This is a genomic window from Prevotella sp. lc2012 (genome assembly GCF_900107065.1).
Classification (GTDB): Bacteria; Bacteroidota; Bacteroidia; order Bacteroidales; family Bacteroidaceae; genus Prevotella.
The window spans coordinates 48,204-61,453 of record NZ_FNUF01000004.1 but is presented as its reverse complement, the minus strand read 5'-3'; the positions used below and the strand labels follow the sequence as shown (position 1 = coordinate 61,453).

Here is a 13,250-nt window from a genome sequence, read left to right as displayed (position 1 = left end):
TTCATCTCACCAAATCATTTCCCAGTTGCTTAGCCAGAGCATCGCGCAATTGCTGCGTATCCCGATATTCCTCCAGGAGAGACTTAGCTCGTTCCATGTCGCTGCCAACATTTCTCAACTGGAGCTGAATATCCTTCAACCTTTTCTCTATGATGTCAAGTCGCAAGTCAAGTACCAGATGGAGCACATGCTGTCGCAAGGTTCCCTTCTGTTCCTTGGGCTGGAACCCTTTACCTAACTGATGACGGTCGATGGCGAGTCGGGCAGCCAGTGAACTGAGTTCAACATCAGGATGCTGCATGAAATAGGTTTCAGCCTTAAAGTCTGGATCTCCGCTATGTGCCATCGCCTCGTCCAAAATCCGGTTATAACGCTCGTCATGGAATCTCAGACCATCCTGTCCCAGATCATAACCGATATATTGGGCTACCGTCAGACTCGTTGTTCCGCCGTCTTCCGTCTCAACATTCTCGAAGATTACCTTCTCGCCGTCACGGATAATGCTTCTCACAAGCAGACGTTCCACTTCATGCGTCTGTTCATCGACAGAATGCAGACCGATGAACTCCTGAGAAGTGGAATTTGTTTGGAGAGAATCTACGTTTCCCTGTTCCTGAGACAAGGATTGTGAGACACCATCAACAGCCCTACCCCGTTCACGCTCCTTCTCTTTCTCCTCGATATCCTTTCGTATATAACCGTTCATCGAGTTGAGAAGGGTCTGCTCCTTGATACCCATCCGCTGGGAAAGTTCGCTTAGATAGGTGGAGCGTAATATCTGGTCGGGGATGACAGAGATACTCTTCACAATACCACCGATTGCCTCAGAGCGTTTCACAGGATCGGACACGTTCTCCACCGTCAGTTGCGTCTTAAACGTGATAAAGTCTGTCTGGTGCGCCTCGATATAATCCTTGAACTCCTGCGCCGTATGCTTCCGGGCAAAGGAATCTGGGTCATCGCCGTCAGGTAACAGCAACACCTTGATGTTCATGCCCTCTGCCAATAGCATATCGGTACCACGCATGGCTGCATGGATACCAGCCTCATCACCGTCGTACAACAGGGTGATATTCTGTGTAAAGCGTCGGAGCAGTCGAATCTGGTAGTTCGAGAGAGCAGTTCCGGAGTTGGCCACTACATTCTCAATACCACACTGATGCATGGCAATCACATCAGTATAGCCCTCTACCATATACACACGATCTTCCTTCGCAATTGCCTTCTTAGCCTGGAACAGTCCATATAGCTCACGTTCCTTATGATAGATCTCAGAATCGGGCGAATTCACATATTTCTGTTGTACACCCTTCGTACGAGCATCAAGCAGACGACCACCGAACGCCACGACCTTACCACTGACATTCAGCCAAGGGAAGATCACGCGCCCCGCATAACGGTCGACAAGCAGGTCTCCTTTCATATAACAGAGTCCTGTCTTGATAAGGAACTCCGGTTGATAGCCTGCCTTTTGTGCTGTCAAGGCCAGGGCATCTCGTTTTGTTAGCGCATAGCCAAGACTGAATTTCTCGATAATATCATCACGGATACCACGGCTACGGAAATACTGTTTACCAATGGCGATACCATCGGGGTCATTCTTCAGCACATCCTGGAAATATCCCATAGCCCACTCGTTGACGATGAACATCGACTCACGGTCACTCTGTTCCTTCTTCTCCTCGTCAGTCAGTTCCTTTTCCTGAATCTCTATGTTATATTTCTTCGCCAGCCAACGCAAGGCCTCCGGATAAGTGATCTGTTCATGTTTCATGAGGAAGTTTACGGCATTACCGCCTTCGCCACACGCAAAGCAATGACAGATCTGCTTCGACGGAGAAACCATAAACGACGGGGTCTTGTCGTCGTGAAACGGGCATAGTCCTTTGTAGTTCACACCTGCCTTACGGAGCGTGACGAACTCACCGACCACATCCACGATGTTGACGGCATCCATAATCTTATCTATCGTCGCCCTGTCTATCATATCTGCCGACAAAGTTACGAATTTTTCTTAAAGTGCCACTCACTTTAAGGGAAAATATGTATCTTTGCAACATAAACATTAAAATAATTAATGATGAGGAACCTATCAACACTTATAATACTCCTAACGTTTACTCTACCACTGGCAGCACAAGGTTTTGATGATCTCCCTACCCCTGGTGGTGAAGAGAAAGTCATCGACAACACCCCCGACTCTATTGCTAAGGCACTGACGAATCGTCCTGCCCCCGGCTCCACGCGTCAGGGTACGAACCCAGTGCTATTCCTGATTGGTAATTCGACGATGCGCAACGGCACCTTAGGTAATGGAAACAACGGCCAATGGGGATGGGGATTTTTCGCCAGTCAATATTTCGACAGGCGACGTATCACGGTCGAAAACCAAGCCCTCGGTGGCATGTCTACTCGCACCTTCTATACAGATCTGTGGCCTGCAGTTCGAGAGGCTCTGAAACCCGGTGATTGGGTGATCGTATCCATCGGCCATAACGACACGGCCGATTTCTTCGATGCCAAACGGGCGCGAGGAGTTATTCCCGGCGTAGACCCCGACACGTTGGTCGTCGGTTTCAACGAACGCCGACAACAGAATGACACGGTATACAGCTACGGGACCTATCTGCGTCGTTATATCTCGGAAATCCGGGCAAAAGGTGCCAACCCCATCCTGATGTCACTGACTCCACGCGATGCTTACGAGGGAGGAAAGATTGTCAGGAAGCCACAGACACAATGGGCTGCCTACGTCGCTGCAGTAGAAGGGGTACCCTTCGTTGATCTGAACGAGATATCTGGCGCCAAACTTGATCGTTTCACTCCATGGAAGGACAAATACCATTTCTTCGGTGATCATATCCACACTTCTGCTTTTGGTGCAGAATTGAATGCCCGGTCGGCTGCCGAAGGAATCTGGTACTCACAGAACCCGCTGCTGAAGCCTTTACAGGAGATGATGCAGAATATAGAACTGCCAACCTATGGAGAGAATCGCGAGGATGGCAAGCCGATGGTCTTTATCACGGGTGACTCAACGGTGAAGAATGCCGACAAAGACAAGAACGGTATGTGGGGCTGGGGCTCACAGGCCGGCCTCATCTTCGATCCAGACAAGATTACGTGGGAGAACGTGGCGATGGCGGGTCGATCAGCGCGAAGCTATCTGCGCGAAGGACGTTGGGATAAAGTATACAATGCCTTACAGCCAGGAGACTTCGTATTGATCCAGTTCGGTCATAACGATATCTGTCCGATTACCGACAAGAAAGAGCGCGGGGTCATTCCCGGTACAGCGGATACCTGTCATGTGTACCAAATGGAAACAGATGGGCGCTATGAAGTGGTCTACTCCTTTGGATGGTATCTCCGTAAGTTCATCGATGATGTTCGGGAGAAGGGTGCCACCCCTATCCTTCTCTCCCTCACGCCACGCAATGAGTGGCCCACCGGAAAGATTGAGCGGCGTAACGACACCTACGGTCGATGGTATCGCGAGGTGGTTAGTGAGACTGGTGTTGATTTTGTCGACATCCACAATATCTCGGCAGACTTCCTCGACAAGAAGTTCGCCGGAAAAAACCCAGAGAGGTGCAAGCAGAAAGCTTCAATCTACTTCAACAACGATCATACCCACACTTCCCTTATAGGAGCTCAGATGAACGCTAAGAGCCTCGCCAAAGGCCTCAAACAACTTCACCATCCTCTTGCAAACTATCTCAAGAAATAATCATCATTCATTATGAAGAAACTGTTATCAACTATTCTGTTGGCCGTCATCGTCGGAGCGGTACAAGCAAAAACCTACAGAATCATCAAAGCCCCAGAAGTAACAGGCTGCGTGAATATCAGTCAAGGTGAATTAAAAGTCCGCGAGGTGATTATGAGAGATACGGCCACTACAGTGCTCTTCACAATGGAATATCCTAAGGGTATGAACTTTGTTCTTGCAAAGAACGGCTACTTGATGGACGAAGAAGGCAACCAATACTTTCTGCACTCAGCCGAAGGGGTAGCTCTCGACGTAGGAATACTTTCTCCCGAAAATGGTCAAACAGACTTCACAATGCACTTCGACCCGATGCCTAAGAAGGTTCAAGTGTTTGATTTCATAGAGGGCGATGTATCTGGAGCTTTTATGGTCCTCGGCATACACGACAAAAACGCTAAAATGCCAGCACCAAAAGGAGATGCCATATACGAAGAACTGGTAAAAACATACCCATATGCTCTGCCCGAAGAATGGTTCAAGACCGATTCCGTAACCGTGAGAGGTCGTATAGAGGATTATGACCCAGAACAATCCGGATTTACTCAGATGACTCTTTTTGATTGGGACATATCCATGAAACACCCCGAGAGAAAGGTCATCAACATCACTCCTAATGGCTCGTTTGAGAAGACATTCATGATCAACTATCCGAGACTCTTGACGATTCAAAATGCGAAAATCAATATCGACGAATTGATACCCTACTATGCCATTCCAAACGATGTGAATGACATTACCGTGAAAAAGAATGAGCAAGGAGAATACGAATATATCTATAACAACGGCAGCAGCAAGGATGTAGAGCGTTGGCTGAAATTGACCTACATGTTCTATCCTTTTTCTTTGAGTAACGGCAATGTCGCTCAAGCCAATATCCTAACAGAACGCCTGTGGCAGAATATGATGCTCCGCCTGCGAACAGCCATCCGTCACAATCAGTTTACACCATTGGAGGTAAATCTGGCTCTTTGCAACGCACAGGTGAATATTGCCTTCAGTTTCTTGGATTACATCATGATCCACAAATTCGATGTAGTCAAACAAGAGGAACGTGACGGCCGGCGCTACACGGTCATTCTCGACAGTGCAGAATGGGCAGCGATAAACGAGCCGAAAAGCTACCCCATACTACAGCGTATTAATTTCGACAATCCTATGCTGATGGCTGCAGGTAATTATCCCATACTTGTGAATCGCATCCAATATGCAGATTATGTTCGTAGCCGCCAGATTCCCATGAACGCCCAACTGAATGTGAGTGTCAAAGACGCAAACGATTTCCTCATGAACGGCTATGCAGCCATGCGTGAACTGATGGGCACCGATCATGATAACTTGATGGCGCAAATATGCACCTATCAAAACATGCTCAACTTCTTCGATAGTTGGCGAGAGTATGAAGGTTATCTTTCAGACATCATTCCCTTATATCAGGCCTCGTTTACACATCCTTATGTGCGCCTGAAGGCAGAGCAGTTCTATGCCGATAAGATGGCTCAACAGGCATTCTCGTCACCATTGCCAGATACGCCTGCAGCCCAACTTATACGTTCACTTTCAGAACGCTATCCAGGTCGGATGCTCTTTATAGACTTCTGGGGAACAGGCTGTGGCCCTTGTCGTGCAGCTATACAAGACAGCAAGAATCTACGGGCAGAAATAGCCAAACGTGACGATGTGAAGTTGATTTTTATTGCAGGCGAACGTACAGAAGAAGGCAGCAATGCCTACAAAAAGTATGTGGATGAATGGTTGGCTGACGAAGACACCATCTGTCTAACCAACGAGGAGTTTGCCCGGATGCAAGAACTTTTCGGTTTTAGCGGTATCCCATTCTATGTTACCATCACTCCCGACTGTCATCTAGTGCGCGACGACCTGAAGATCCGCTCTTATAATTCCTTTAACGAAGATATTCAGCGGTTAAAGGAGAAGTTAAAGTAAAAAGACTACAGCGTGTGCATAATCCCTATAGCAGTAAAATGTCGTTATGGCTTCATAAAGACGAAATAGACCGCCGCCACTAAGCAGAGAGCGGCCGCAGCATGATTCCAGCGTAGCTCTTCGTGTTGAAAAAACAAGTTGGCGATAACCGCAAACACCACCAATGAGATACATTCTTGGATAACCTTCAACTGTACCAGTGAGAACGGGCCGCCATTGTCAACAAAGCCAATTCTGTTGGCTGGAACTTGACAGCAGTATTCGAAAAAAGCAATCATCCACGAGAAGGCAATCACCAGATAGAGGGGCCAATTGGTCGAGATACCCGACTGCTGTAGGCGGAGATGCCCATACCATGCGAAAGTCATAAACACATTGCTCATTATGAGCAACAGAACCGTATAAATTCCGTTTTGCATAACGCGAGTTTTTTTCGCCTGCAAAGTTACACATTTTCAGCGAACCACAATCATCTCGACTGAAGAATTTCGGTAGAGATACGGATATTAGAGGAAGAAACACCGGTTGCGAAGCGGATAAAGAGGACTGCTATGACAACTGGTCGTTTATTTGTATTGACAGAAATTGCACAAATTGACCAAAATGTGCACAAACCCGTCAATTTTGTGCATTTTTTTTGGCTGTATGCACAAAAAACAGTACCTTTGCGAGCGATTTCAGGAAATCGCCAGCAAAAACAGACCGTAACCGAGCATAGTACTACAACCTTGCATTCGTTCTGCACTGTTCTTTGCAGCACTTTTTGAATATCAAGAACATACATTATTAATAATATATTATGGCTTTAAAGATTGTTGTGCTGGCCAAGCAAGTGCCAGACACCCGTAACGTGGGTAAGGATGCCATGACCGCTGAAGGAACGGTGAACCGCGCTGCCCTACCCGCTATCTTCAATCCAGAAGATTTGAATGCCCTAGAACAGGCCCTTCGTCTGAAGGAGCAGAATCCGGGCTCCACAGTAGGAATCCTCACGATGGGTCCTCCACGTGCAGGTGAGATTATCCGTCAGGGACTTTATCGTGGTGCAGATACTGGTTGGCTGTTGACCGACCGTCTGTTTGCAGGTGCCGACACCCTCGCCACCTCTTACGCTCTCGCCACTGCCATCAAAAAGATCGGTGACGTAGACATCGTTATCGGTGGTCGTCAGGCTATCGATGGTGACACCGCTCAGGTAGGTCCTCAGGTGGCTCAGAAGCTAGGTCTGAATCAGGTGACTTACGCAGAGGAGGTCCTGAGTGTAAAGGATGGTAAGGCTACTATCAAACGTGTGATTGACGGTGGTGTGGAGACTGTAGAGGCTCCTCTGCCCGTTGTTATCACCGTTAACGGAAGTGCTGCTCCCTGTCGTCCCCAAAATGCCAAGCTGGTGATGAAGTATAAGCGTGCGACATGCCCCATGGAGCGTCCTGCCGAGGGTACACCGTACGACTATCTATATGAGGAGCGCCCTGAACTGAATCTGAATCAGTGGAGTGTCGCCGATGTTGACGGCGATGTCAATCAGTGTGGTCTGAATGGCTCACCGACAAAGGTGAAAGCCATCAAGAACATCGTGTTCCAGGCTAAGGAGTCGAAGACTTTGACGGCTTCTGATGCTGATATCGAGGGAATGATCAAAGAATTGTTGGACGAGAAAATCATTGGATAACGAGATATGGCTAATAACGTATTTGTATATTGCGAAATTGAAGGTACTCAAGTACAGGAAGTATCTCAGGAGCTGCTGACCAAAGGTCGCAAGCTCGCCAATGAACTGAAGGTTGAGCTCCACGCCATTGTTGCCGGCACAGGCATCAAGGGCAAGGTCGAGGACCAGATTCTGCCTTATGGTGTTGACAAGTTGTTTGTGTTCGATGCCAAGGACCTGTTCCCCTACACCTCCGCTCCACACACCGATATTCTCGTAAACCTCTTCAAGGAAGAGCAGCCACAGATCTGTCTGATGGGTGCCACCGTGATCGGTCGCGACCTCGGTCCTCGTGTCAGTTCGTCATTAACCTCTGGTCTGACAGCAGACTGCACAGAGTTGGAAATTGGTCCTTTCGAGGATAAAAAGAATAATAAGGTATATGAGAATCTGCTCTATCAGATTCGACCTGCCTTTGGTGGTAACATCGTAGCTACCATCGTTAACCCCGACCATCGTCCACAGATGGCTACCGTGCGCTCTGGCGTGATGCAAAAGGCTATCTACGAGGGTGCTTGCAAGAAAGAGGTTGTATATCCTGAGGTTTCTAAGTACGTTAGTCCTGAGGCTTTCGTTGTTAAGGTTCTTGATCACCATGTTGAGGCAGCCAAACACAACCTGAAGGGTGCTCCCATTGTTGTAGCTGGTGGCTACGGTATGGGCTCTAAGGAGAACTTCGACCTGCTGTTCGATCTTGCCAAGGTGCTTCACGGCGAGGTTGGTGGTTCGCGTGCAGCCGTTGATGCTGGTTGGTTGGATCACGACCGTCAGATTGGTCAGACAGGTGTTACCGTTCACCCCAAGGTATACATCGCCTGTGGAATCTCCGGACAGATTCAGCACATCGCTGGTATGCAAGACTCTGGTATCATCATCTCTGTGAACAATGATCCCGATGCCCCTATCAACAAGATTGCCGACTACGTGATTGTTGGTACTGTCGAGGAAGTAGTTCCCAAACTCATTAAATACTATAAGCAAAATTCGAAGTAATTATGGCAAATTATTATAGCGATCATCCTGAGATCGGGTTCTACTTGAACCACCCCCTGATGGCTCGTATCGTTGAGCTGAAAGAAAAGGGGTTCGCTGATGCGAAAGAATATGACTACGCCCCCGTCGATCTGGGCGATGCCATCGAGAACTACAAGCAGATTCTCGACATCACCGGCGACGTGGCTGCCAATATCATCGAGCCAAACTCCGAGAGCGTTGACCTGGAAGGTCCTCACCTCGAGAACGGTCGTATGATCTACGCCTCAAAGACCTACGAGAACCTTGACGCCACCCGTAAGGCTGGTCTGTGGGGTGTCAGTATGCCTCGCCGTTACGGTGGCCTGAACCTGCCCAACGCAGTGTTCTCTATGCTCTCTGAGATGATTTCGGCTGCCGATGCCGGTTTCCAGAACATCTGGAGCCTGCAGAGCTGTATCGATACGCTCTATGAGTTCGGTAGTGAGGAACAGCGCCAGAAATATATCCCCCGCGTTTGTGCTGGTGAGGGTATGAGTATGGACCTCACCGAGCCTGATGCTGGCTCTGACCTGCAGCGTGTGATGCTGAAAGCTACCTTCGACGAGAAGGAGAACTGCTGGCGTCTGAACGGTGTGAAGCGTTTCATCACCAACGGCGACTCTGACATCCACCTCGTATTGGCCCGCTCTGAGGAGGGCACGAAGGACGGCCGTGGTCTGTCTATGTTCATCTACGACAAGCGCCAGGGTGGTGTGAATGTGCGTCACATCGAGCACAAGCTCGGCATCCACGGTTCACCGACCTGCGAGCTCACCTATAAGAACGCAAAAGCAGAACTCTGCGGAAGTACGCGTCTCGGTCTGATCAAGTACGTGATGGCTCTGATGAACGGTGCCCGTCTGGGTATTGCCGCTCAGTCTGTGGGTGTTGAGCAGGAGGCATACAACGAGGGACTTGCTTACGCTAAGGAGCGTCAACAGTTCGGTGACAAGATTATCAATTTCCCTGCTGTCTACGATATGCTTTCTCGTATGAAGGCTAAGCTCGATGCCGGTCGTTCTCTGCTTTATGAGACAGCCTGCTATGTTGATGTCTACAAATGTCTTGAGGACATTGAGCGCGACCGTAAGTTGGAACCTGAAGAGAAACAGGAGTTGAAGAAGTTCCAGCGTCTCGCTGATGCCTTCACACCGCTAGCCAAAGGTATGAACTCCGAGTACGCCAACCAGAACGCCTACGATGCGATTTCTATCCATGGCGGATCAGGCTTTATTATGGAGTACAAGAGCCAGCGTCTGTTCCGTGATGCTCGTATATTCTCAATCTACGAGGGTACCACCCAGTTGCAGGTGGTTGCTGCCATCCGCTACATCACCAACGGAACGATGCTGAACAACATCAAGGATATGCTTGCAGCTCTGCCTGCTGATGCCAATACTGCTCTGAAGGCTCGCGTTGAGAAGCTGATTCCCGTATACGAAGAGGCTCTCGCCAACGTGAAGGCTCTCGAGAATCAAGACGCTCAAGACTTCCTCGCTCGTCGTCTCTATGACATGACGGCCGAACTCGTGATGAGTCTGTTGATTATCCGTGATGCAGCTAAGGCTCCTGAACTCTTCGAGAAGAGTGCCAATGTCTACGTCCGCATGACAGAAGAGGATGTTCTCGGTAAGAGTGCCTACATCAAGAACTTCAAGGTCGAGGATCTCGACAGTTTCCGTGCCTGTTAAGGTATCGGCTTGATACAAACGAAAAGAAGGATGTGTCCGATGTACACATCCTTCTTTTATTATCTATACTTGCTCACACCTGACGTGATGTGAGCAAGTTCTCTTTCGTGATTATTTTACGACGACTTTCTTACCATCGCGAACATAGATGCCCTTACGGTTTGGACGTCCTTCGCGACGTACACCTCTCAGATCAGTGTAAGCAACAGGAGCCTTATCACGAGCAACATTCTTAATACCCGTCGAACCGACAGAGAGATGGATATCACGAGTGCCGAGCGGTGACCAGTCACTGCTAACACGTAACAGATAGTTACCATCAGGCAGCGTACCACCAACCATCATAGTATCAACTACAGCCATTAATCGCTCACCTTTAGCGAAGGAAAGCGTCTGGCTACCAGAACGACGCTCAGTCAGTTGACCGTTGTCAACAACATCATAAAGTGTATAGCGCGCTTTCTCTGAACCTGTGAAGTCCGTCGGAGTATAAGGGTAGCCTGTCGTCAGGTGAAGTTCAAGACTGAGAGGTTGACCACTGGCTACTGCAGTATCGCCTACAAGACGAATAGAGGGTTCGTCACGAACTATGAATTCTTTGTATTTCTCACAACTAGAAAGATCCTCCCTATTTTCCCAATAGATTTTTTCATTGATATAAGACCACACGTAATACCAACCACCTCGGCGAATCTCATGTTCAATATCAAAAGAAAACTTATATGAACCGTCTTTGGCTTTCTCGGGAAGTGCGACGAGATAGTCGTAGACAGCTTTTTCCTCTCTCTTATACGTCATCTGACAATTCTCAGCAGCATCAGAGATACGAGCATGCAAGTAGATGGAGTCGGAAGGTTTCACGTTGGGTACCGTAACATCAGGAATGTCTACAAAATTTACATGATAGACAAGATGCCCTAGATGTACCTCACCATCATCCTCAACCGGAGTCGTCTGATAGTCACCACTATAGGTGTCTTTCTGTTCATAATAGCTCGAGTTTTCCACATATTCATCATATATTCCCATCAGGTTCTCCACCTCGACGACACAGTCGGCCAAGGCAGTTCCGTCAGGCAGACAAAGAATCAAGTAAACGGTACCACCACGCATTGGTTTGAATCCAAAGGTAACATCGGAGCTCTCATTTACCCGAAGATATGCACCGCTCCACAATGGATCCCCCTCAGAATACGGAGTATCGTCTGTGATATCATCAAGCTTCACATCACCGAAGTAGTATGGTATAAGTACCAATGGCATTGTACTTTCAAAAGGGCCATTATTATAAATAGTGGCCGTAATCTCATTACCCATTGCAACACGTGCCGGTCCACCTGTAAAGCCAATTTTCTTAATATCCAGATCGGGGGACATACGAAAAAGGAAGAAACGATTATCATCTGTACGTCCTGCGATGACATTATACTCCAAGGAACCAACCAGATGCCAATCGCTACCAGGAATATTGGGGAATTTAAGCATTGGGTATAGCACCTGTATATCTCCAGGCTTGAAAAGCGTTGAATCAATCCAGACCTCATGGAAATTTAATGACCTGTTATAGACAATGCTATCGGAAGGATCACCTTTATAAATCGGTTTCAGAGTACCATCTTCTTCTCGTGTGCCAAGAGCAAAATCTACGAGGATATGGTCATATGAATATGATCTGAACTTATAGCTGAAACGGACGGTATCCTGACCTTCAACACTTATGGGATCTAATTCATTAAGCCATACCTGAGGAATGGCAGTCTGGGAGTAGGTACCCTCTGGAGCGGGTTTTACTCCAATAATAACATCCTGTCCCATACAAAACCCGATACGACTGGAACTTGCTCCTGCACTAGTATTGTTATAAGGATTGAGTACGGCGAGAGCAAAATATCCGTCATCCGTTCCTTCCCATCCCCAGTTAATATGAAAAAGTCCATTGCCGTCATAACCGTCGCAGACAAAAGAATGTCCAGTTTCATCAGTATCGCCGGAATACTGCACGGGACGTCCCTCGGCCAATTCGTCATAGATCATCTGCTCCCACTCATCAATACCGCAGCAGACACGCTTGACAGAACGGAGAGCAGGATCGTAGCCAAAATACTTGACCAGGGCCTCGACAACCTCCTGTGCGTCAGAGTACGAACCCTCAGGGGAATAACCCATATAAACCGACTGACTACAATAGCGCATCAACGTAGCCACAGCATCCTGCTGAGCCTTTGTACCCTGAATCTCATATCGTTTGAGCTCATAGTTGGGCACTACATAAGTATCAAGCATGTTATCCCAGTCGAAGGTGACAGACGGTAGCGCTTCAATATGCCATATCTTCTCTTTATTCTGGTAAGCCGTCTTCAGATCATAGGCAGGAATCTCCGATGTCGCGGCCCTCGGCCACTTGTGATAGTTCATGATCTGAGCCATCGCAGTGGCAATGCAACCGACATAGGAGGCCTCACCCTCATAGTCTGGATTTGCACCTTCATAGAGAGGTACCTTATTATTATATGGAAATCCTTGATCCCATGTGGTCTTCAGCAAGGGATTGATGGGAGCACGCTCTGCCCGCGTCTTTTTCACCTTTATCGCATGCTGGAAGACGCCATCGACGAAATCATTTCTGTTACCCAACGTCTTCATGGCCGCGTCATAGCTCTTCAGCCATACACGCATGTTCTCTGGCATTTTCTCCCAGTCGATTTTACCTTTAGCAGAATAGCCAAGTACAGGTAAGGATCGACTATCTGCAGAAGCGATAACATATCCACCGCCATCTATATTGAAAGCATAGATACTTTGAGCCTCCACCTTGGTTGCATCTAGTCTCGTAGTCGCATTAGCATTCAAACCTCTGGTTTTTGCTGCCGAGTTACTCGCGAGATACCGTAAGGCACGTTCCTTAGCCTGCTGTTCTGTAATCTGTTGGGCCATGACATTAAGAGTCAGGAGGGCCAGCACAAATAAAAAGAGTAGTCGTTTTACCATTCTCAATATAATTTATGATTGATTAAAATGTAAAGGTACACACTTTCTTTATAAAAACGATATAAAATAAGTTAAAAGTGTTGTTACGACGATAAGATTGCGTATCTTTGTAATTAATAAAAGAAACAGT

The 13,250-nt window shown here is 47.9% G+C and carries 8 protein-coding genes; 5 read left to right on the top strand and 3 right to left on the bottom strand.

Going from position 1 to position 13,250, the window contains the following annotated elements; translation table 11 throughout:
• Window position 1 precedes the first annotated feature (1 nt).
• Entirely contained in the window at window positions 2–1,987 is a 1,986-nt protein-coding gene (gene dnaG / locus BLU99_RS08935) for a DNA primase (protein ID WP_091901241.1), read from the bottom strand.
• A gap of 90 nt (window positions 1,988–2,077) precedes the next feature.
• On the opposite strand from dnaG, the gene BLU99_RS08930 reads away from it, so the two are divergent.
• Window positions 2,078–3,730, top strand: a complete 1,653-nt coding sequence (locus BLU99_RS08930) for a GDSL-type esterase/lipase family protein (RefSeq protein ID WP_091901239.1) — start codon at window positions 2,078–2,080, stop codon at window positions 3,728–3,730.
• 12 nt (window positions 3,731–3,742) lie between these two features.
• A complete protein-coding gene (locus tag BLU99_RS08925) occupies window positions 3,743–5,716 on the top strand; it encodes a TlpA family protein disulfide reductase (protein WP_091901237.1) in 1,974 nt (657 codons plus the stop codon).
• Window positions 5,717–5,760: 44 nt separating this feature from the next.
• Here BLU99_RS08925 and BLU99_RS08920 read toward each other — a convergent pair whose 3' ends face one another.
• On the bottom strand, window positions 5,761–6,135 hold the full coding sequence (locus BLU99_RS08920) for a DMT family protein (RefSeq protein WP_091901235.1): 375 nt from the start codon (window positions 6,133–6,135) through the stop codon (window positions 5,761–5,763).
• A 380-nt stretch (window positions 6,136–6,515) separates the two neighbouring features.
• Between BLU99_RS08920 and BLU99_RS08915 the strand changes: the two genes are divergently transcribed.
• The 3 genes from BLU99_RS08915 to BLU99_RS08905 are packed head-to-tail and all read left to right on the top strand — an operon-like array spanning window position 6,516 to window position 10,132.
• Window positions 6,516–7,388, top strand: a complete 873-nt coding sequence (locus tag BLU99_RS08915) for an electron transfer flavoprotein subunit beta/FixA family protein (RefSeq protein ID WP_091901233.1) — start codon at window positions 6,516–6,518, stop codon at window positions 7,386–7,388.
• 6 nt (window positions 7,389–7,394) lie between these two features.
• Window positions 7,395–8,420, top strand: coding sequence for an electron transfer flavoprotein subunit alpha/FixB family protein (locus BLU99_RS08910; RefSeq protein ID WP_091901230.1), 1,026 nt, complete (start codon window positions 7,395–7,397; stop codon window positions 8,418–8,420).
• Between the two features lie 2 nt (window positions 8,421–8,422).
• Entirely contained in the window at window positions 8,423–10,132 is a 1,710-nt protein-coding gene (locus BLU99_RS08905; RefSeq protein ID WP_091901229.1) for an acyl-CoA dehydrogenase family protein, read from the top strand.
• Between the two features lie 111 nt (window positions 10,133–10,243).
• Here the strand turns inward: BLU99_RS08905 and BLU99_RS08900 are convergent, their stop codons facing one another.
• A complete protein-coding gene (locus tag BLU99_RS08900) occupies window positions 10,244–13,120 on the bottom strand; it encodes a C10 family peptidase (RefSeq protein WP_091901227.1) in 2,877 nt (958 codons plus the stop codon).
• Window positions 13,121–13,250 lie beyond the last annotated feature (130 nt).